At 68.1% G+C, this 20,216-nt stretch carries 20 protein-coding genes; 15 read left to right on the top strand and 5 right to left on the bottom strand.

The genetic code is table 11. The annotated features are described in order from the left end of the window. Nucleotides 1–15 precede the first annotated feature (15 nt). The 9 genes from ACN0WF_RS18975 (at nucleotide 16) to ACN0WF_RS19015 (ending at nucleotide 9,077) form a co-directional block, all read left to right on the top strand. Complete coding sequence (locus tag ACN0WF_RS18975) at nucleotides 16–459, top strand: NlpC/P60 family protein (protein ID WP_417774336.1); 444 nt, start codon at nucleotides 16–18, stop codon at nucleotides 457–459. Next, nucleotides 447–4,364 carry a baseplate multidomain protein megatron gene (locus ACN0WF_RS18980; protein WP_417774337.1) on the top strand — a complete coding sequence of 1,306 codons (3,918 nt, stop codon included), beginning with the start codon at nucleotides 447–449 and terminating at the stop codon, nucleotides 4,362–4,364. Before ACN0WF_RS18975 ends, ACN0WF_RS18980 begins: the two co-directional genes overlap by 13 nt. 54 nt (nucleotides 4,365–4,418) lie before the next feature. Then, nucleotides 4,419–5,177: a lysozyme gene (locus ACN0WF_RS18985; RefSeq protein ID WP_417774338.1), complete on the top strand. Its 759-nt coding sequence runs from the start codon at nucleotides 4,419–4,421 to the stop codon at nucleotides 5,175–5,177. A 12-nt stretch (nucleotides 5,178–5,189) separates the two neighbouring features. Then, nucleotides 5,190–5,399, top strand: a complete 210-nt coding sequence (locus tag ACN0WF_RS18990; RefSeq protein ID WP_417774339.1) for a hypothetical protein — start codon at nucleotides 5,190–5,192, stop codon at nucleotides 5,397–5,399. Further along, complete coding sequence (locus ACN0WF_RS18995) at nucleotides 5,396–5,800, top strand: hypothetical protein (RefSeq protein ID WP_417774340.1); 405 nt, start codon at nucleotides 5,396–5,398, stop codon at nucleotides 5,798–5,800. The genes ACN0WF_RS18990 and ACN0WF_RS18995 overlap by 4 nt, the downstream gene beginning before the upstream one ends. A gap of 70 nt (nucleotides 5,801–5,870) precedes the next feature. Continuing rightward, nucleotides 5,871–6,176, top strand: a complete 306-nt coding sequence (locus ACN0WF_RS19000) for a PepSY domain-containing protein (protein ID WP_417774341.1) — start codon at nucleotides 5,871–5,873, stop codon at nucleotides 6,174–6,176. Between the two features lie 56 nt (nucleotides 6,177–6,232). Continuing rightward, a complete protein-coding gene (locus tag ACN0WF_RS19005) occupies nucleotides 6,233–6,898 on the top strand; it encodes a response regulator transcription factor (protein ID WP_417774342.1) in 666 nt (221 codons plus the stop codon). Next, nucleotides 6,895–8,307, top strand: a complete 1,413-nt coding sequence (locus ACN0WF_RS19010; RefSeq protein WP_417774343.1) for an ATP-binding protein — start codon at nucleotides 6,895–6,897, stop codon at nucleotides 8,305–8,307. The genes ACN0WF_RS19005 and ACN0WF_RS19010 overlap by 4 nt, the downstream gene beginning before the upstream one ends. Nucleotides 8,308–8,618: 311 nt before the next feature. Beyond that, a complete protein-coding gene (locus ACN0WF_RS19015) occupies nucleotides 8,619–9,077 on the top strand; it encodes an RT0821/Lpp0805 family surface protein (RefSeq protein ID WP_417774344.1) in 459 nt (152 codons plus the stop codon). Nucleotides 9,078–9,086: 9 nt separating this feature from the next. Here ACN0WF_RS19015 and ACN0WF_RS19020 read toward each other — a convergent pair whose 3' ends face one another. Continuing rightward, nucleotides 9,087–9,440, bottom strand: a complete 354-nt coding sequence (locus ACN0WF_RS19020) for a carboxymuconolactone decarboxylase family protein (RefSeq protein ID WP_417774345.1) — start codon at nucleotides 9,438–9,440, stop codon at nucleotides 9,087–9,089. A 184-nt stretch (nucleotides 9,441–9,624) separates the two neighbouring features. On the opposite strand from ACN0WF_RS19020, the gene ACN0WF_RS19025 reads away from it, so the two are divergent. The 6 genes from ACN0WF_RS19025 (at nucleotide 9,625) to ACN0WF_RS19050 (ending at nucleotide 16,781) form a co-directional block, all read left to right on the top strand. Continuing rightward, nucleotides 9,625–11,037: a hypothetical protein gene (locus tag ACN0WF_RS19025; RefSeq protein WP_417774346.1), complete on the top strand. Its 1,413-nt coding sequence runs from the start codon at nucleotides 9,625–9,627 to the stop codon at nucleotides 11,035–11,037. A gap of 147 nt (nucleotides 11,038–11,184) precedes the next feature. Next, on the top strand, nucleotides 11,185–12,357 hold the full coding sequence (gene ccmI, locus ACN0WF_RS19030; RefSeq protein WP_417774347.1) for a c-type cytochrome biogenesis protein CcmI: 1,173 nt from the start codon (nucleotides 11,185–11,187) through the stop codon (nucleotides 12,355–12,357). A gap of 46 nt (nucleotides 12,358–12,403) precedes the next feature. Further along, nucleotides 12,404–12,841 carry a cytochrome c maturation protein CcmE gene (gene ccmE / locus ACN0WF_RS19035; protein ID WP_417774348.1) on the top strand — a complete coding sequence of 146 codons (438 nt, stop codon included), beginning with the start codon at nucleotides 12,404–12,406 and terminating at the stop codon, nucleotides 12,839–12,841. A 106-nt stretch (nucleotides 12,842–12,947) separates the two neighbouring features. Beyond that, nucleotides 12,948–14,924: a heme lyase CcmF/NrfE family subunit gene (locus tag ACN0WF_RS19040; RefSeq protein WP_417774349.1), complete on the top strand. Its 1,977-nt coding sequence runs from the start codon at nucleotides 12,948–12,950 to the stop codon at nucleotides 14,922–14,924. 23 nt (nucleotides 14,925–14,947) lie between these two features. Beyond that, nucleotides 14,948–15,463, top strand: a complete 516-nt coding sequence (locus ACN0WF_RS19045; RefSeq protein ID WP_417774350.1) for a cytochrome c-type biogenesis protein — start codon at nucleotides 14,948–14,950, stop codon at nucleotides 15,461–15,463. A 76-nt stretch (nucleotides 15,464–15,539) separates the two neighbouring features. Further along, on the top strand, nucleotides 15,540–16,781 hold the full coding sequence (locus tag ACN0WF_RS19050; RefSeq protein WP_417774351.1) for an alpha/beta fold hydrolase: 1,242 nt from the start codon (nucleotides 15,540–15,542) through the stop codon (nucleotides 16,779–16,781). Between the two features lie 33 nt (nucleotides 16,782–16,814). On the opposite strand, the gene ACN0WF_RS19055 is transcribed toward ACN0WF_RS19050, so the two are convergent. The 4 genes from ACN0WF_RS19055 to ACN0WF_RS19070 are packed head-to-tail and all read right to left on the bottom strand — an operon-like array spanning nucleotide 16,815 to nucleotide 20,149. Beyond that, nucleotides 16,815–17,537, bottom strand: coding sequence for an ABC transporter ATP-binding protein (locus tag ACN0WF_RS19055; RefSeq protein WP_417774352.1), 723 nt, complete (start codon nucleotides 17,535–17,537; stop codon nucleotides 16,815–16,817). Beyond that, a complete protein-coding gene (locus ACN0WF_RS19060) occupies nucleotides 17,524–18,333 on the bottom strand; it encodes an ABC transporter ATP-binding protein (protein ID WP_417774353.1) in 810 nt (269 codons plus the stop codon). The genes ACN0WF_RS19055 and ACN0WF_RS19060 overlap by 14 nt, the downstream gene beginning before the upstream one ends. Then, nucleotides 18,330–19,277, bottom strand: coding sequence for a branched-chain amino acid ABC transporter permease (locus ACN0WF_RS19065; protein WP_417774354.1), 948 nt, complete (start codon nucleotides 19,275–19,277; stop codon nucleotides 18,330–18,332). The genes ACN0WF_RS19060 and ACN0WF_RS19065 overlap by 4 nt, the downstream gene beginning before the upstream one ends. Next, the gene (locus ACN0WF_RS19070) at nucleotides 19,277–20,149 is read right to left on the bottom strand and encodes a branched-chain amino acid ABC transporter permease (protein ID WP_417774355.1); all 873 of its coding nucleotides are present in this window, start codon (nucleotides 20,147–20,149) and stop codon (nucleotides 19,277–19,279) included. Before ACN0WF_RS19070 ends, ACN0WF_RS19065 begins: the two co-directional genes overlap by 1 nt. Nucleotides 20,150–20,216: the final 67 nt, after the last annotated feature.

A 20,216-nucleotide genomic window follows, 5' to 3' on the forward strand; every position in this document is an offset into this window, starting at 1 on the left:
CCGGGGAGACCTCTCATGATCACACGCGACGACATCCTGCGCGAGGCGCGGGACTGGATCGGCACGCCCTATCGCCACCAGGCGAGCTGCAAGGGAGCAGGGGCGGATTGCCTTGGCCTGGTGCGCGGCGTCTGGCGGGCGTGCCTTGGAGAGGAGCCCGAGCCTCTGCCGCCCTACAGCCGTGACTGGGCGGAAGCGGGCGGCGCGGAGACGTTGCTGCTCGCCGCCCGGCGCCACATGCGCGAGGTGCCGGTGAAAGCCGCTGGCCCCGGTGACGTGCTGCTCTTCCGCTGGCGCGCCGGCGCGCCGGTCAAGCACGCCGGCATCCTCTGCACCGCGGACAGCTTCATTCATGCCTACGAGGGGCTTGCGGTTTCGCAAAGCCCGCTGGCGGGCGCATGGCGCAGACGCATCGTCGGCTGCTTTCTCTTTCCCGGAACAGACCCATGGCAACCCTGATCCTCGCCGCCGCCGGCAAATTCGCCGGCGCGGCTCTTTTCGGCGGCGCCGGCGCGATCCTCGGCCAGGCCGCGGGCGCCATCGCCGGCTCGCTGATCGATCAGCGGCTGTTTTCGACGAGCCGGACGGTGGAGGGCAACCGGCTCGGTGACCTCTCGGTCCAGTCATCGACGGAAGGGGCGGCACTGCCGAAGGTCTATGGCCGGGTGAGGCTCGCCGGGCAGATCATCTGGGCAACCCGCTTCGAGGAGGTGGTGCGCGAGGAAAGCGCCGGCGGCAAGGGTGGCGGTGGTGGCGGCACCACCACGGTGCGCAGCTACGACTACTACGCAAGCTTCGCTGTGGCGCTGTGCGAGGGACCGGTCTCGCGCGTCGGAGCGGTGTGGGCGGACGGCAAGCCGATGGACCTCGACGGCGTGACCTGGCGCGTCCACGAAGGCGCGGCCGATCAGCTTCCCGATCCGCTGATCGCCGCGCTCCAGGGCGAGGCGCCGGCCTATCGCAACACCGCCTACGTGGTCTTCGAGCGTCTGCCGCTGGCCATTTACGGCGACCGCCTGCCGCAGCTTTCCTTCGAGGTCATCCGCGCCGTCGAGCCGCTTGAGGAGATGGTGCGCGCCGTCACCGTCATTCCCGGCGCCGGAGAGTTCGTCTACCAGACGACGCCGGTCACCTGGACCGTGCGGCCGGGGGTTTCGGAAACGGCCAACCGCCACGTCACCCATGCGCCCTCCAACTGGGCCGCCTCGATGGATGAGCTGCAGGCGCTGTGTCCCAATCTCGAACGGGTGGCGCTGGTCGTTTCCTGGTTCGGCGAGAGCCTTGCCTGTCCCGATTGCACGATTCGTCCGAAGGTCGAGACGCACGGCCGGGTGACCTCCGGAGCGACATGGTCGGTTTCGGGCCTGTCCGGGGAAACGGCACAGGAGGTTTCGCGCCATGACGGGCGGCCCGCCTATGGCGGCACGCCGTCGGATGCGAGCGTCATCGCCGCAATCTCCGATCTGCGGGCGCGCGGTCTCCAGGTCGCGCTCTATCCCTTCCTGATGATGGATGTGCCCGCCGCAAACGGTCTCGTCGATCCCTATGGCGACGGCCACGGCCAGCAGCCCTACCCCTGGCGCGGCCGGATTACCGCGTCGAAGGCACCCGGCCAGCCGGGATCACCGGAAGCCACGGCGGCGATGGGAGCGGAGATCGCAGGGTTTGCAGGTTCCGCCGCACCGGCGCATTTTTCCTCCTCGGGCGGCGGTGTCACCTATGCCGGGCCGGCGGAATGGAGCTACCGCCGCTTCATCCTTCATAACGCGGCGCTCGCCCGGGCGGCGGGCGGGGTCGATGCCTTCCTGATCGGCTCGGAGATGCGCGGGCTGACGCGGCTGCGCGACGACACCGGCGGCGCGCCCTTCGTCGGCGCGCTGAAACAGCTTGCCGGCGACGTCAGGGCCATGCTGCCGGAGACGGCGCTGACCTATGCCGCCGACTGGAGCGAATACGGCGCGCATCAGCCAGAGGAGGGCGAGCTGCGCTTCCCCCTCGACCCGCTTTGGGCCGACCCGGCAATCGACGCGGTGGGGATCGATGCCTATTTCCCGCTCGCCGACCAGCGCGAGGGGGGCGACCCGGAGGGCAACCGCAACCCCTATGACCTGGCGTGCCTGGCCGCCCATGTCGCCGGCGGAGAGGACTTTGACTGGTACTATCTCAACGAGGCGGACCGGCGGGCGGGCATGCGCACGCCGATCTCGGATGGCGCCTACGGCAAGCCCTGGGTCTACCGCGCCAAGGATCTGGCGGGCTGGTGGGGCAACCCGCACCATGAGCGCGTCGGTGGGGTGGAACGCGTCGAGCCGACCGCCTGGGTGCCGGGGTCGAAACCGGTCTGGCTCACCGAACTGGGCGTGCCCGCGATCAGCCGGGGCGCCAACGAGCCGAATGTCTTCTTCGACGCCAAGTCCTCGGAAGCCGCATGGCCGCGGTTTTCCGACGGTGGACGCGACGACCTGATCCAGCGCCGGGCGCTGGAGGCGGTGATCGGCCGCTGGTCGGGCTGGCACCCGCAGGTGCAGGCCGGTGACAATCCGGTTTCGCCTGTCTATGGCGGGCCGATGGTCGATCCGGCGCACATCTTCCTGTGGAGCTGGGATGCACGACCGTACCCCGTCTTCCCCGGACAGACGGACCTTTGGGCCGACGGAGACAACTGGCGCGCCGGCCACTGGCTCAACGGCCGGTTCGGGGGCGTCTCGCTGAAGGGGCTGGTGCGCGCGCTCGCCGACGACTTTGCCATCCCGCAGGAGGCGCTCGCGGTCGGCGACATCGCGGGAACGCTGGACGGACTTGCCGTGGCCGGCCCTGTCGCCGCCCGCTCGGTGCTGGCGCCGCTTCTCCAGGCTCACGGCCTCGTCGCCGTTGATCTCGGCACGGCCATCGGGCTGCGTCCGGCCTGGTCGGAGCCGGTCGACAGTCTTGACGCGGATACGGTCGTCGCCGGCTCGCGGGAGACGCCGGCGATTTCGACGGTGCGGGCGCAGGATGCCGACCTGCCGGCGGAGATCCGTCTTGCCGCCCGCGATCCGGCCCGCGACCACCGGCGTTACGTGGTCGCCTCGCGACGGCGCGAGGGGCTTGCAAGCCGTGTGGAGGAACTCGACCTTGGCGCGAGCCTCGACCCGGCGCTCGCGGCGACGCTCGCCGACCGGATGCTGATCCGCCAGTGGAGCGAGAGGGAGGAAGTAAGCCTCGCCCTGCCGCCCGGGAGGCTCGATCTCGAACCTGGAGACGTGCTGACGCTGGCCGCCGACCCTCGTCTCGATGGCGCTGCGACACGGCAGATTCGCATCGTCTCGCTCGAGGACGGCGAAAGCCGGCGGGTGAACGGGCGCAGCGTGCGCGAACCCGTGCCTGTACGTGCAAGGATCCTGGGCGGTGAGGCGCGGCCGAGGACAGTCACGGCGACGACCGGCGCGCCCCAGGTGCTGGCTCTCGACCTGCCGCCGCTCCCCGGCGACAGCCAGCCGGAAGCGCCCCGCGTCGCCGCCTTCGCCAGTCCCTGGCCGGGTGCTTTTCAGATCTACCGGGCGCGGGCCGGCGTGCCGCTCGCCCCGCATGTGCTGGTCGAGACGCCGGCGCTGCTCGGCACGCTCGCGACCCCGCTTGCCGCGGGGCCGCTTGCCCGCTGGGATCGGGGCGGGACTGTCGAGGTCGAGATCTCGGGCGGCCTGCTTTCCTCCGTCAGCCCGGCAGAGGTTCTGGCCGGGGCGAACGCGCTGGCGGTGATCTCCCCGGACGGAGGTCTGGAGGTGCTGCAGTTCGCCGTTGCGGAGCTGGTCGCGCCGCGTCGATACCGGCTTTCCATGCTGCTGCGCGGGCTGCTTGGCACCGAAGCGGCCGCCGTTCGGGAGACGCCGGCGGGCGCCCGCATGGTGCTTCTCGACCAGAGCCTCGCGCCGCTCTCCCTGAGGCCCGACGAGATCGGCGTGCCCTTCGAGCTGGCACTGGTCCCGGCGGGCCGTCCGCTCGACGCGCCGGCCCGTGTCGACCTGCAGATCACCGCAGGCGCGCGCGGCCTGATGCCTTTCGCACCGGTGCATCTGAGCGCGCGGCGAGAGACGGGCGGCACGGTTCGCTTCGCCTGGATCCGCAGGACCCGGATCGGCGGCGACAGCTGGCGCGAGGGCGAGGTGCCGCTCGGCGAGGACCGGGAAGCCTATGTGGCCGAACTGCTCGCGCCGGGTGGTGAGGCGCTCGTCTCGCGCACGGTTGAAACGGCGGAGCTGGCGCTGCTTCCCGAGGAGGAAATCTCCCTCTTCGGTACGCCGCAGAGCGCGTTCGAACTTCGTGTGCGGCAGGTCTCGGCTCTCGTCGGCCCGGGGGTTGCCGCGCGCGCGACCCTGTCCGTCTGAGCAGACGACTTTCGCGACAAGACGAGAAGATCACCAACAGCAGGGAGGAACGACATGCGCCTCAGCGACAGGGGAGCGGGGTTCATTGCCCGCCACGAGGGGTTCGTCGGCCATGCCTACCGCGATCCGGTCGGTGTGCTCACCATCGGCTACGGCTTCACCATGGCTTCGCGGGTTTTCGCGGAGCATTGGCAAAGACGGCACGGCCGGGCGCTCGCGGCGGGCGACCGGATCGACAAGACGGAGGCGCAAGGGCTGCTCGGGCGGATGGTCGAGGAGGAGTATGGCGCGGCGGTGCGCGCGGCCTTCCCCGATCTGCCGCAACACCGCCATGACGCCTGCTGCTCGGTTGTCTACAACCTCGGCCCCCGCGCATTGGGCTGGCGCTGGGCCCGGGCGCTGAAGGCGGGCGAGGTGGCGCAGGCGGCAGGGATCCTTGCGACGAACTACGCGACGGCGGGCGGCAAACGGCTGCCCGGTCTCGTCCGTCGTCGCCGGGAGGAAGCCCGTCTGCTCGAGCATGGAGACTATGGCGCGGGAGGGGAGCTGTCGGTCGGTACGCGAAAGGCACCCTTGCCGCCGTCAAAGCCGCAGGAGCGGGCGGTGCGGCGGTCCGGCGGCGTGGCCGGGGCGTTGCTTGCAGCCGTTGCCGCCGCCGCCACCGTCCTTCACGACCGGCTGCAGGGGCTGCTCCTTCCCGGCCTTCTCCTTCTCTCGGTCCTCGCTGCGGGGCTTTTCGCCGTGCGCTTCCGGCAGGCGGCGAGGCAGGCGGTTGTGCGTCTCTTCCGCCGCCTCTTCCCCCGACGCCCTTGAAAGGAGCCTGACATGCCTGGCTGGAAGACGTTTTTGCTGAATGCGCTTGCCGCGCTTGCGGTGGTCCTTCTCGAGGTCTTGAGAATGCTCGCCGGCATCGACTGGCAGGCGCATCTGCCCGGCGAGACGGCGGTCTGGGTGATCGTCGCCGTCAATGTGGCGAACATTCTGCTGCGCCACCTGACGCAGGGGCCGGCCGGCTGGCGGGGACGGCGGCAATGAGCGGCCTGCTGGGGTTGCTCGCGGGGCCGCTGCTGGCGGCCATGGTCTCGCTGCTGGAAAAGCGGATCGATGCGCACACACGCGACAGGGATGTCTCGGCGGAACTGGCGGCGGAGGCGATCCGGGGAGAGATGGCGGCGCGCGCCGAGGCTCGCGCCGTGCTGATCGCGGAACAGGGACACCTCTTTTCCGCTGCCCGGATCGGGCGGCTTCTGTTCGTGCTGCCGCTCGGCCTGTGGTGGACGGCGGTTATCCTCGATTCGGTCTTCCGCTTCTCCTGGAACGTGGCGGCGCTGCCGCCGCCGCTCGACGACTGGGCGGGCGCGATCCTGCTGTCGCTGTTTCTGGTCGACGGGGTGAAGGGCGCGGTGAGGGCGGTCCGCCCGCCGGGAAAGCGGTGAGATGACGCCCCGATGCCGGACGTGCGGGTCATTCATGTGCTATTCAGGCTGGAAACGCTAGGAATCGCGCATGGTCGAAACCCGTCGCTCCCTTCTTCGCCGCCTGGTCGCCGTGCTCCTTGCCGGCACGCTGGGCAGTGTGCTTGTCGTCGCCGAGGCGCAGGCCGCGTGTCTCAGCCAGGGCGAGGCGCGCGCCGCCGTGCAAAACGGCGAGGCGCAGCCGCTTGGGCGTGTCGCCGGTGCCGTGGGCGGCGAGATCGTGCGCGCCGACCTGTGCCGCGAGGGCGGGCGGCTTGTCTATGTGCTGTCGGTGCTTTCTGGCGGCAGGGTGGCGAACCGCGTCGTCGACGCGCGCAGCGGCCAGGTGCTGAAGTGACGGGCAGGGGCAGGCAACGGGGCAGGCAACGGGGCAAATGGAAACGATGAAGGCTCATGCGACTGCTTGTTGTTGAAGACGACCAGGATCTGAACCGCCAGCTCAAGGACGCTCTCGGCGAGGCCGGCTATGTGGTCGACACCGCGTTCGATGGCGAGGAGGGGCATTTCCTCGGCGATACCGAACCCTATGACGCGGTCGTGCTCGATCTCGGCCTGCCGGTGCTCGACGGGCTCAGCGTGCTTGAGCGCTGGCGCCGCGATGGACGCACCATGCCGGTGCTGATCCTGACCGCGCGTGACCGCTGGTCCGACAAGGTGGCGGGCATCGACGCTGGCGCTGACGACTATGTCGCCAAACCCTTTCACATGGAGGAGGTGGTCGCTCGCCTGCGCGCGCTGCTGCGCCGCGCCGCCGGACACGCCAGCAACGAGATCTCCGCCGGGACGCTGCGGCTCGATATTCGCGCCGGCAAGGTGACCCAGGACGGAGCGATGGTGAAACTCACCTCGCACGAGTTCCGCCTGCTCTCCTATCTGATGCACCACAAGGGCCGCGTGGTGTCCCGCACGGAGCTGATCGAGCATCTGTACGATCAGGACTTCGACCGGGATTCCAACACCATCGAGGTCTTCGTCGGACGCCTGCGCAAGAAGCTCGACGCCGACATGATCGAAACGGTGCGCGGCCTCGGCTACCGGCTGGGCGAGCCGGAGGCGTGAGCGCGAACACCGATCCGGCGGCACACGAAGACGCGCCGCCGGCGTCCGCCGTTCGTCGCGCGCCGAAATATGCGCTGTCCACCCGCCTCATTGCCGTCGCCGCCATCTGGTCGGTGATCGCGCTGCTTGTTGCCGGCTTCGTGCTCGTGGCGCTCTACCGCGAGGCGAGCGAGCGCGAGTTCGACGCCCGCCTCGACGTCTATCTCAAGGCGATTGTCGGCGAGATGGCGGGCGGCACGCCGGAAAAGCCGGCAAGCCCCGGGAACCTTGGCGAACCGCGGTTCGATCTGCCGGCCTCGGGCTGGTACTGGACGGTAATCGACGAGAAGACCGGCGAGGTGCGTTTCGCCTCGCAGTCGCTGTTCGGCGACAGGCTCGAGTTGCCGCCGCCTGACGCGGGCAACGTGACGCGGGCGACCATCGCCGGCCCGCGCGGCGCTGAATTGCGTGTGCTTCAGCGCACCATCATCTTCGGTGACAACGCGGCCTACCGGATCGCGGTTGCCGGCGCGGCCGAGGAACTGCGCGCCCGGGAGGCCGATTTCGCCGGCCAGACGGCATTGACGCTGCTGGTGCTTGGCCTCGGCCTGATCGGCGCGATCTTCCTGCAGGTGCGTGTCGGTCTGAGGCCGCTCGCCACGCTCGGCGCCTCGCTTGCCGCCGTGCGCCGGGGCGACGCGGAGAGGGTGGACGAGAACCTGCCGCCCGACATCAAGCCGCTGGCGCTCGAACTCAACGCGCTGGTGCGGTCCAATCGGGAGGTGGTGGAGCGCGCCCGCACGCACGTTGGCAATCTCGCGCATGCGCTGAAGACCCCGCTCAGCGTCATCCTCAACGAGGTGCGTGGCGAGCGCGCGCCCTTCGCCGCGAAGATCGGTGAGCAGGCGGAGGTGATGCGCACCCAGGTTTCGCATCATCTGGAGCGCGCCCGCATGGCCGCGCAACGCCGTGTGATCGGCGTTTCCACCGATGTCGAGCCTGTGCTTTCGCGCCTGGTTCGGGCGCTTCAGCGCATCCATAGGGGGCGCGACATCGAGATTTCCCTGGAGATCGATGGTGCCATCCGCTTTCGCGGCGAGGCGCAGGACCTGGAGGAGATGACCGGCAATCTCATCGACAATGCCTGCAAGTGGGCGGTATCGAAGGTGGCCGTCACCGCCGTCCTGGCGGACGCGGGCGAGGGCGCGCGCAAGCTCACGGTGACGGTCTCCGACGACGGGCCGGGGCTTGGTCCCGACGAGATTGCCGATGCGCTGAAGCGCGGCAGGCGGCTCGACGAGACGGTGCCCGGTACCGGCCTCGGCCTCGCCATCGTCGTCGACCTCGCAGCACTCTACGGTGGTGATCTGGTGCTTGCGCGAGGCGAGCGCGGCGGCCTCCGCGCCAGGCTGACGCTTCCCGCGCTTTAGGCGGAAAAGGCCATGGGATGTGGCGGTTCCGGACGCAGTTCGGCCACAAATTCATGGCCTTGATGACCAGGGCAGGCTGCACCTCCTGTCCGGTTCAACCCGCGCTCCCGCCGGAATTTTCGGTGGTCCCAGCGGCGTGGGAAAGGTGCGCGCGGGCGTTTTGTCTGCGATAGTTCGAAGGGGTGCCCACATTCGGGGCCAGCTTGCCGGGGGCACGGCAGCGGGAACCGAACGGGGCAACATGCGTTCTGACTTGAGTGCGGTCGCGAGGCAGGATCGCCGCAACGGACGAGACGACGAGGTCACAACGGATGATGGGCAAGGGACGCGGCGCGGTGATCGCGCTCACGATCCTTCTCGGGGGATGCAGCACCGGCGGTACGATCGACACGGGCCCCGTGGTGGTTGGCGGCAGCCTGTTCGGCAGCGCCTTCAGCGCCGCGCCGGTTCCGCAATCGGAAGCGGATCTGGTGCTTGCGGATCTTCTGCGGTCCGACGCCGGCAGGGGGCTTTCCTCCGAGGACCGGCGCGCGGCGGCAACCGCATTGCGCGACGCGCTCGCCGCGAACCGCACCGGTGCGCGCATCGCATGGGAAAACCGCTCGAACGGCACCCATGGCCATGTGGTCACGGGTCCCAATTATCAGGTCAACAACATCGTCTGCCGCGATTACACCCATGTGATCCAGCAGGGCGAAAGCGAGAGCGAGCGCTCGATGCGCGGCTCCGCCTGCCGCGGCCGCGACGGAGCCTGGCAACCGATCACCTGAACCGCGTCGTCAGCCGGTGGAGGTGTCGGTGTCTGCCTTTTCAGGCGCGCCGTCATAGGCGGCAAGCGCCGGCGGCAGGCTCTGGATCACCGCGTTTCCGGCCGCCGGAAGACCGGCAAGAACGGCGCTGATCACATCCTCCCGAGAGGCGCCGAGCGCCTTGGCGCGCGCCGCGTGAAAGCCGATCCCGCTCTCCAGGCGCAGCGCCGCGAGGATGCCGAGATAGACAAGCTCGCCAGTGCGTGCGTCGAGCGACGATGCGCCTCCGAGTTTCTCGACCGCCTCCAGCCACGCTGCGGCATGGCCCTCGGCCTCGCGCGTGAAGGTCTGGAATGCGGTGCTGGGCAGGGTAGATTTGTCCATTGTCTTTCCTTCGGAAGGCCTGGGTGCCAAGTGCCAGTAAGCCCGGCCGCGCCGTGTCCGCACGGCGGCAAATCCCGATGTTTCGTCAAACGATTGCGGCTAATGGGATTGCCAATATTCGATTAAATCTTTTCTGGCAAAGTGGCGCCATGGAAAATCGACCTTCGAAGTTGAGCGATACGACATGCCGGACAGGCGCCACCTGACCGCAAAGATTCGCAGCTATCTCGACGAGCTGTCGCCCAGGGCCGTGCAAACGCTCCTGCGCAGCCTCGAGACGGCGCGCGACCGGGGATCGGAAGATCCAAACCTCGACCTAATCCTCGAGGCCTGCATGCGTGCGGCCCGCCATTCCGACTCGCTCATCTCCGAAATCGAGCCTCGCGACAATTGGTTGCAGCGCCTCTTCTTTTCGCCGGTCGAGGACCTGCTGGTGGACGCCGCGCTGTGCGGTCCCGAGCGTGGCCGCATCAAGCGCACGAGCCTTTCGCTGATCTGGGCCTGGCTGCAACGCGACGTGGCTCCGGACAAGGTCAGGGAGGCGCTGGACATTGCCCAGCGGTTGGAAACCGATCCCGAGGATATCGCAGCACTGGCCGAGGCCCTGCGCGAACATGTCGCCCCGACGGTACAGCAGCTCATCGACGGCGCCCACGCGACGGAGAAGGGCCGGCAGAAGCTCGCGATGCTCGTCGGCGGCGCGCGTGCCATGCGCGACCTTGAGGACGTCTTCGCCGCGTTCGCGTCACGGCCGTGGCTCGACGCCCTGCGCGAGAGCCTGCCGGAACGGCTGACCGAATGGGACTTCAAGGCGGACAGCCCGTCTTTGAAGCGCATCAAGTCGGTCACCGACCGCAATTCACGTTTCGCCTTCCTGGTCGCCGCCGTCGTTCTGCGCCGGGTTGAGGCTCCGGAATCGATGATGTCGCTCGCCGCCGGACTTGCTGGATCTGTTTCCGTCAAGCGCATCGCCACCTCGGGCTATGCCGTCTTCGCCGAGGCCGCGCTCTCAGAGGTTGAGCGCTTCGCATTGATCGCCACCGGCGAATGCTCGAACACGGCGCTCGGCGAGGCGCTTAACGCCTATTGCCGGCTGGTCAGGGTCTTCGACCGGCAGTTCGAGTTCGAGGAAAAGCCGGAATGGCAAAAGCGTATCGCCGAGACGCGACGTGCGATGTCGGCGCTTGTCACACGCGAACTCGATGCGATGCTGGGCAATGTCCGCCGGCTGCTTTCCGTACCTGCGGTCGGCGAGAACGGTGAACCCATCCTCGATGCGGGTCTGATGGACGAGGCGTTGCGCGGCGTGATGCTGCTCAACAAGATGCGCGATTTCGCCGAGAGCCTCGCCGTCAACGAGATCACCGCGCGCAGCCGCCAGTCTCTCGAGCAGTCGCTCGAGTTCAAGACGCGTGCGCTTCTTTCGGGCCTCGCCGGTGCACAGGGACGCGCGCGCCGGGCGCATCAGGCGGCCGTCGATGCGGCGATAGAGCTGTGCGAAGCCTATTTTGGCAAGGACTACGCCGACCAGTTGCGCCGCAGCCGCCAGGCCGCTTTGGCGGTGAAGGCGAAGCCGGCACAAAAGGCCGCATCCTGAGGCGTTGATCCGGCCTCACATTCCGGGCACTGCCTGCCTTGAACGCGCGCGCGCTGGCGCGACCCCCTGTCACACCCCCCGGAATCCCTCGGTTTTCGTGACCGGTTTTGCTTGCGAATGCGCGCAAGTCACGGTCTATATGCGGCCATGGTGATTTGGATCGTATTCTCCGTCCTGACGGCACTTTCGGCGCTTGCGGTGCTTGTCCCGGTGACGCGGGCACGCAAGCAGGCGGCCAGCGCGGCTGCCCATGACGCCGAGGTCTACAAGGCGCAGCTTGCGGAAGTCGACCGCGATCTGGACCGCGGGCTGGTTTCGCAGCAGGCCGCCGATGCCGCTCGGACCGAGATCGCGCGCCGGCTGATCGCCGCCAACCGCGAGGTCACGGCCGAAGGAGACAGCGCGAGCGTCGGCGATACGGCGCCGGCCACGTCCGCGCGTTTCAGGCTGCGGTTCGCTCAGGTCATCGCCATTCTGATCATTCCCGTCGCCGCGCTGTTGTTCTACCTGGAGGTCGGCTCGCCCGATCTGCCCGATCTGCCGTTGCAGGCGCGGCTCGAGGCCCCCGCAACCGGCCGTTCGCTGCCGGAACTTGTCGCGCGCGTTGAGCGCGAATTGGCGAAGAACCCTTCCGATGGTCGTGGCTGGGACGTGCTGGCGCCGGTCTACATGCGGCTCGGTCGTGCCGAGGACGCCGCCGCTGCCTATGCCTCCGCGATCCGTCTGCTTGGCTCCGACGTGCGCCGCGAAACCGATATGGGCGAGGCGATGGTGATCGCCAACAGCGGCATTGTCGGCGCTGATGCGCGCGCTGCCTTCGAGCGGGCCGTGAAGCTCGATCCGACGGCGGTCAAGCCACGCTTCTTCCTGGCGCTGGCGCTCACCCAGGAAAACCGCTCGGACGACGCCATTTCCGCCTGGAAGGCGCTGTTGGCCGACGCCAGGGGCGGCGAGGCATGGGCCGAGGCGGTGCGTATCGAGCTATCCAAGTTGGGGGTCGAGGTGGAGACGCCGGGTGCTCCCGCAGTTGCCGGCGCGCCGGGTCCCGACAGGGAACAGGTCGCCGCCGCCGCCGCGATGAGCAACGAGGACCGCACGGCGATGATCCGTGGCATGGTCGATCAGCTCGACACCCGGTTGACGGATGAGGGCGGAACGCCGGAGGAATGGCTACGGCTGATCCGCGCGCTGTCCGTCCTCGGTGATGCCGAACGGCTTGGCGACACGGTGGCGCGGGCGCGTGTGGCGCTGAAGGACGACCCCGAGGCTGTGGCCGAGGTCGAGCGCGCGGCGCAGGAACTGGGCATCGGCGCGAATTGACCGGCGCGCCCCGGAAGCGGAGGCGCGACAACGACGCGAGGCGGGAATGACCCGAAAGCAAATGCGCATGACGATGATCGCGGCCGCAGGCGGCGTGCTTGCCGTTGCGGTCGGCCTGATCCTCTTTGCGCTCAACGATCAGATTGTCTTCTTCCAGAGCCCCAGCGACATCGTCGCGAAGTCGGTGCCGGAGGGGCAACGCATCCGCCTGGGCGGTCTTGTCGAGGAAGGCAGTGTCGAGCGCAGCAAGAACGCCGAGGTGCGGTTTGCCGTGACAGACACGGTTGAACGCGTCAACGTCGTCTATGTCGGCCTGCTGCCTGACCTCTTCCGCGAGGGACAGGGCGTGGTGGCCGAGGGGCGGATGGAGCCGGACGGCGTCTTCCACGCCGACAACGTGCTGGCCAAGCACGACGAGACCTATATGCCCAAGGAAGTTGCCGACGCGCTCAAGGACAAGGGCGTCTGGCAGGGCAAGGAATAGGCGGCAGGAACGGACCGGGCGCGCCGCGTGCGTGCCGGCCCCTGCACAGCCGGTGTCGTCGTCCACGACGGGACCGCGGGAATGCCGAGAGAGGGAGACGCCAGGCATGATCGTCGAGATCGGACATTTTGCACTCATCCTGGCCTTCGTGCTGTCGATGGTGCAGTCCGTCGTGCCCGTGTGGGGCGCGATGACGCGCGACACGCGGCTGATGTCGGTGGCCCAGCCGGTCGCCGTCATGATGTTTCTGCTGGTCGGCATCTCCTTCGTGGCGCTGACCCATGCCTATCTGACATCCGATTTCTCGGTGTTGAACGTCATCGAGAACTCGCATTCGGCGAAGCCCCTGCTCTTCAAGCTCACGGGCGTCTGGGGCAACCACGAGGGATCGGTGCTTCTGTGGGTGCTGATCCTGGTGCTTTTCGGCGCACTCGTCGCCGCCTTCGGCAGCAATATTCCCGCAGAGCTTCGTTCCGCCACGCTCGGCGTTCAAGGCTGGGTGACGGCCGCCTTCCTGCTGTTCGTGCTGGCGACGTCGAACCCGTTCACGCGGGTCTCGCCCGCTCCGATGGAGGGACAGGACCTTAACCCGATCCTGCAGGACGTGGGGCTGGCGATCCATCCGCCGCTCCTCTACATCGGCTATGTCGGCTTCTCCATCGTCTTCTCCTTCGCCATCGCCGCGTTGCTGCTTGGCCGGGTCGATGCCGCCTGGGCGCGCTGGGTGCGGCCGTGGACGCTGCTCGCCTGGATGTTCCTGACCCTCGGCATCGCCATGGGCTCCTACTGGGCCTACTACGAGCTCGGCTGGGGCGGATACTGGTTCTGGGATCCGGTCGAGAACGCCTCGTTCATGCCCTGGCTGACCGGCACCGCCCTGCTGCATTCGGCCATCGTCATGGAGAAGCGCGGGGCGCTGAAAGTCTGGACGGTGCTGCTTGCCATCCTCACCTTCTCGCTGTCGCTGCTCGGTACATTCCTTGTCCGCTCCGGCGTGCTGACGAGCGTGCATGCCTTCGCCACGGACCCGCTGCGCGGCAGTTTCATCCTCGGCATCCTCATTGTCTTCATCGGCGGTTCGCTATCGCTCTATGCCTGGCGCGCGCCGCTGCTCAGGCAGGGCGGGCTGTTTGCGCCGGTGAGCCGCGAGGGGGCGCTGGTGTTCAACAACCTGCTGCTGACGGTCGCCGCCGCAGCGGTTTTCGTCGGCACGCTCTATCCGCTGGCGCTCGAGGCGTTGACGGGCGGCAAGATCTCCGTTGGCCCGCCGTTCTTCAACCTGACCTTCGGCCCGCTGATGGTGCCGCTGCTGATCGCCATTCCGTTCGGACCGCTGCTCGCCTGGAAGCGCGGCGATCTCGCCGGCGTGCTGGAGCGGCTGTACTGGGTGCTGGGCCTCGCCATCGCCACGACGCTTGTCATGGGCTGGCTGCAGGGTATCGATCACATGCTGGCCGCGCTCGGCTTCGGCCTTTCCGTCTGGGTGATCATGGGGGCGATCACCGAAATTCTGTCGCGGGCGCGTTTCCGCCAGGTGGGCCTGTCGGTCGGCCTGTCCCGGCTCATCGGACTGCCGAGCTCGGCCTGGGGTACGACGCTCGGGCATGTCGGCATGGGGGTGACGCTGCTCGGCATTGTCGCCGTCTCCGCGCTGCAGCAGGAACGCGTCCTGACCGTTCATCCGGGCGAAAGCGTTGAAATCGGCGACTATGAGCTGACCTTCGGCGGGCTCGCCCGGCGCACCGGGCCGAACTACATCGACGACGTTGGTCATTTCGACATTGCACGCGGTGGCGTGAAGGTCGCCGAGGCCGATCCGGCCAAGCGCCTCTACACCGCGCGGCGCATGCCGACGACGGAGGCCGGCATCGTCACCTTCGGCTTGTCGCAGGTCTATATCTCCATCGGCGAAGTGCACGGCGACGGTTCGGCGGACGTGCGTGTCTTCTACAAGCCGCTGGTGACGCTGATCTGGATCGGCTGTCTGGTCATGGCTTTCGGAGCCGTGCTTTCGCTCGCCGACCGGCGCTTGCGCATCGGTGCGCCGAAGCCCGCCCGCCAGAAGCTGGTGGCGGCGGAATGAGCCCACGTCCGAAGGAGAGGCCGATGTTGTCGCGTTTCGCGCCGCTGGTTGCCGTGTTCGTGCTCCTGCTGGCGACGGCGGGCCCGGCTTTCGCGGTCACCCCCGACGAGGTGCTCGACGATCCGAAGCTCGAGACCCGGGCCCGCGAGCTTTCCGCCGGCCTTCGCTGCATGGTCTGCCAGAACCAGTCGATCGACGACAGCGACGCGCCGCTCGCCAAGGATCTGCGTATCCTGGTGCGCGAGCGCATCGTTGCCGGCGACACAAACGAGGAAGTCGTCGACTTCCTCGTCGACCGCTATGGCGAGTTCGTGCTGCTGAAGCCGAGGATCGGCTGGAACACGATCCTGCTGTGGGCGTTGGCCCCGGCGACCCTGGTGATCGGCGCCATCGTGCTGCTGTTCGGCGCGCGCCGGCGGACTCGCCAGATCGCCACCGCAGGCACGCCGCGCCTGTCGGAGGCGGAGCAGCTCGAGCTCGAGAAGATCCTCGAAGCGCAGGCGGGCGGGCGCGAGGGCAAGACCGGCACCGCGCGCTGAGATCGACACGACAGAGCTGCGACCGGGGGCGTCGCGCGCCCTTCGCGGCGGAAGAGAAACGCGAAGGGAGAGCAAGATGGCAAGTCCGGTCCGGCTGACGTTCAAGGGGCACGACGGGTCGGACCTGTCGGCGCGGCTCGACCTGCCGGCGGGACCGGTGCGCGCCTATGCTCTCTTTGCCCATTGTTTCACCTGTTCCAAGGACCTGACGGCGGCACGGCGTCTGGCCGAGGCATTGACCGGCGCGGGCATCGCTGTTCTGCGCTTCGACTTCACCGGGCTTGGCGGCTCGGGTGGCGATTTCGCCTCGACCAACTTCTCCTCCAATGTCGCCGACCTGCTGAAGGCTGCCGACCATCTGCGCGAACGTCACGAGGCACCGAAGCTGCTGATCGGCCATTCGCTGGGCGGGGCGGCGGTTCTGGCGGCGGCGCACGGCATTCCCGAGGCGGTCGCGGTCGCCACCATCGGCGCGCCGGCTGACGCGGAGCACGTTACCCGCAGCTTTCACGCGGATCTCGGCAGGATCCGGGAGGAGGGCAAGGCGACCGTTACGCTCGAAGGACGCGCATTCACCATCGAACGGCAGTTCCTGGAGGATGTCTCGGCGCAGAACCTGACCGACCGGATCGTGCATCTGCGCAAGGCGCTTCTCGTCCTGCATGCGCCGCGCGACGCGGTGGTGGGGATCGACAATGCCACCGACATCTTCGTCGCCGCCCGTCATCCGAAAAGCTTCGTCTCGCTGGACAATGCCGACCATCTGCTTTCCGATCCGCGCGATGCAGCCTATGCGGCCGGCGTGATCGCCGCCTGGGCGGAGCGCTATCTGCAGAGCGAGCCCGCTCCGGCCGGCGAGGAGCCCGATCCGCAAGGCGTGCTGGTGTCGGAGACCGGACTTGGACGCTATCAGGCGACGGCGAAGAGCGGTTCGCATCGCCTGATCGCCGACGAGCCGGAAGCGGTCGGCGGCCTCGACAGCGGCCCCTCGCCTTATGACTACCTGTCGGTTGCGCTCGGGGCCTGCACGGTGATGACGCTGCGCATGTACGCCGAGCACAAGGGGATCGCGGTCGGCCGGCTCTCGGCAAGGGTGATCCACGGCAAGGTGCATGCCAAGGATTGCACCGATTGCTCGCAGGAGCAGAAGGCGCGCGGCGGCAAGGTCGATCGCTTCGAGCGTCGGATCCGGATCGAGGGCGAGGTGGACGACGCGACACGGGCGCGGCTGATCGAGATCGCCGACAAATGTCCGGTTCACCGCACGCTGGAGGCCGGCGCTGCCATCGTCACCCGCGAGGAAAGCGGAACGGATTGAGACGGAAGGCGGCTGGCCGCCTTCCGCTTTCCTTCAGACGCCGAGATAGGCTTCGCGCACCCGCTCGTCCGTGAGAAGCGCCTTTCCGGCGCCCTCCATGACGATCTCTCCGGTCTCGATGACATAGCCGCGGTTGGCGATGGAGAGCGCCGCGAAGGCGTTCTGCTCCACCAGGAAGACGGTGACGCCGTCCTCGTCGCGCAGCCGCGTCACGATCTCGAACACCTGGTCGACAAGCACCGGCGCCAGCCCCATGGACGGCTCGTCGAGAAGCAGCAGCTTCGGCTTGCTCATCAACGCGCGGCCGATGGCCAGCATCTGCTGCTGGCCGCCGGAGAGCCCGCCCGCTGCGTTGCGCCGGCGTTCCTTGAGAACGGGGAAGAGGTCGTAGACATGGGCAAGGTCGTCGGCGATTTCCGCATCCTTGCGCAGATAGGCCCCGAGGCGAAGATTGTCCTCGATTGCGAGCGGCGCGAATATCTGCCGCCCTTCGGGAACCTGGGCGATGCCTGTGGCGACGCGGGCATGCGGCGAGAGGCGGGAGATGTCCTTGCCCTCGAAGCGGATCTCGCCGCCTGTTCTTGGCTGGACGCCGGAGAGCGTGCGCAGCAGCGTCGTCTTGCCCGCGCCGTTGCCGCCGACGAGCGCCACGATTTCGCCGGCGCGAACCTCGAGCGAGACGCCATGCAGCGCCTCGATGCGGCCGTAGGCCGAGCGCAGGCCGTTGACCGAGAGAAGCGGATCAGTCGAGCGCAAGGTTGGCCTCCCGCGTGCCGTGGGTTCCAAGATAGGCCTCGATGACCTTCGGGTTGCGGCGGATCTCCTCGCCGGTACCTTCCGCGAGCTGGCGGCCCTGGTCGAGGACGAGGATCCGGTCGGAAATTCGCATGACGAGCTTCATGTCATGCTCGACGAGCACGACAGCGACGCCCTCGTCGGCGATCCGGCGCACCAGCTTCTCGATTTCCTCGGTCTCCACCGGATTGCAGCCGGCCGCCGGCTCGTCAAGGAGCAGGACCTGAGGCTCGGCCGCAAGCGCGCGGGCGATCTCCAGGCGCTTCAGGGCGCCATAGGGCATGTTCGAGGCAAGCGTGTCGGCATAGTCCGTCAGTCCGACGCGGGCGAGCAGCCCGTCGGCGATAGCGGCGCTCTCCCGGTTCTGGCGTCCGGTCGAGGGCAGGGCGAAAAGATGGGCGAGCAGCCCGCGCTTCTCCTTCAGGTGGCGGCCGACCATGACGTTCTCCCGCGCGGTCATGCGGAAGAAGACCTGAAGATTCTGGAACGTGCGCGACATGCCGCGCTCGGCAAGCCGGTTGGGCGCAAGCGCGGTCACCTGCGCACCCGAGAGCGTGACCCGCCCCGTCTTCGGCTGGTAGACGCCCGAGACGAGGTTGAAGAGCGTGGTCTTGCCCGCGCCGTTTGGTCCTATGATCGACAGCACCTGGCCATCGTGGGCTGTGAAGGACACCCCGTCGACGGCCTTGACGCCACCGAAGGAGATGCCGATGCCGTCGACGGAAAGCCGTTCGGTCGCGACATTTGCGTTCGTCATGTCCGCCTCCGCGAGATGAGGGCGGCAAGGCCGGGAACGATGCCGCTGCGCAACACGATCATGATCACCATCATCAGCAAGCCGAGCATGATGTGCTCGTAGTCGTGGAGGCCGGTCAGGAGCTGCGGCAGCACCACGAGGATGGCCGCGCCGGCAACCGAGCCGAGCACCGATCCCATGCCGCCAAGTACCACCATCGTGACCAGTTCGATCGAATGCATGAAGTTGGCGCTGTCCGGCGTCACGAACCCGTTGACGAGGGCCAGCGCCGCACCGGCGACGGCCGCGTAGACAGCGGAGACGATGAAGACGATGAGCTTGGCCCGGGCGACATCGATGCCGGCCACGCGCGCGGCGACTTCGGAATCATGCAGCGCCCGCAAGGCCCGGCCCGTCGGACTTGCCACCAGGTTCACCGCGATCCAGGCCCCGATGACGAGCAGCCCGCCGGTTATCCAGTACCAGGTGTCCGCCCCGCGCACCCGCCAGCCGAACAGCGTCAGCCGGGTGACGGGCATGCCATCGGGACCGCCGGTAAGCCAGGCTTCGTTGGAAATCGCCATGGCGACGAGCATGCCGAAGCCGAGGGTCGCCACGGCGAGGTAGTGCCCCTTGAGGCGGAGGATCGGGCGCCCGACGAAGAAGGCGGTGGCGCCCGCGATAACCGCTCCGGCAAGGGCGGCGAGCAGCGGATGGAGGCCGAATTGCGCCGGCAGTACCGCCACGGCATAGGCGCCGATGCCGAAGAAGCCGGCGTGGCCGAGACTGACCTGTCCGGCGTAGCCCATCAGCAGGTTGAGCCCGATCACCGTCAGCGCCGAGATCCACACCAGCGCGGCGACCCGGAGATAGAAGTTGGAGGGAAGCGCGAAGGACAGCGCCACGACGACAAGCGCGATGAAGACCGGTACCGCGAGCCGGTTGGAAAGGATCTTGTCCAGCATCACACGCGCTCCACGCTGGCCCGGCCGAAGAGGCCTCCGGGCATGACGAAGAGAACCGCGAGGATGACGATGAAGGCGATCGCATCCTTGTAGGTCGACGAAAGGTAGCCTGCGCCGAGCGCCTCGAGAAGGCCCACGGTTAGCCCGCCGACGACCGCGCCAAGCGGATTGCCCATGCCGCCGAGCATGGCGGCGGCGAAGCCCTTGAGCGCCAGCAGCGTGCCGATGTCGTAGCTTGTCAGCGTGATCGGCGTGACCAGGATGCCGGCGACAGCGCCGATGCCGGCGGACACGACAAAGGAGAAGCCGACGACGAAGGAGGTGTTGATGCCGACGAGGCGGGCGGCGAGCCGGTTGGCGGCGGTGGCCAGCACTGCCTTGCCGAGCAGCGTGTGGTTGAAGAACGCCCACAGCGCCACGACGATCACGGCCGCGCCCCCGAGCACCCAGAAGCTCTGGTGCAGGATGGAGGCGCCGGCGAAGCGGATCGGCGCGTCGCCGGAAAAGGCGGGCAGGGAATGAAACTGCTTGTCGAACACCACCTGCGCGACGCCGCGCAAGAATATCGAGGCACCGATGGTGATGATGATCAGCGTCACCGGTGATGCGCCGCGCGCCGGCTCGATGGCGAGCCTGTGCAACAGCAGGCCGACGACCATGGCGACGATGACCGCGATCAGGCCCGCAACGGGCAGCGGTACGCCGGTGGCGGCGACGAAGACCGTTGTCATGCCGCCGAGCATCACGAATTCGCCCTGCGCGAAGTTCACGACCTCGGAAGCGTTGTAGATGATGGTGAAGCCGAGGGCGACCAGCGCGTAGACCGCGCCGACCGTCAGGCCGGAAATGCAGAATTGCAGGAACTCGGGCATGGGGCTCGGGCCTTGGGCGTCGTTATTGTCGGCGTGGCGTCATCGCCTTGCCGGTGGTCGTGCGGGT

This window comes from Stappia sp., assembly GCF_048268045.1.
Classification (GTDB): domain Bacteria; phylum Pseudomonadota; class Alphaproteobacteria; order Rhizobiales; family Stappiaceae; genus Stappia.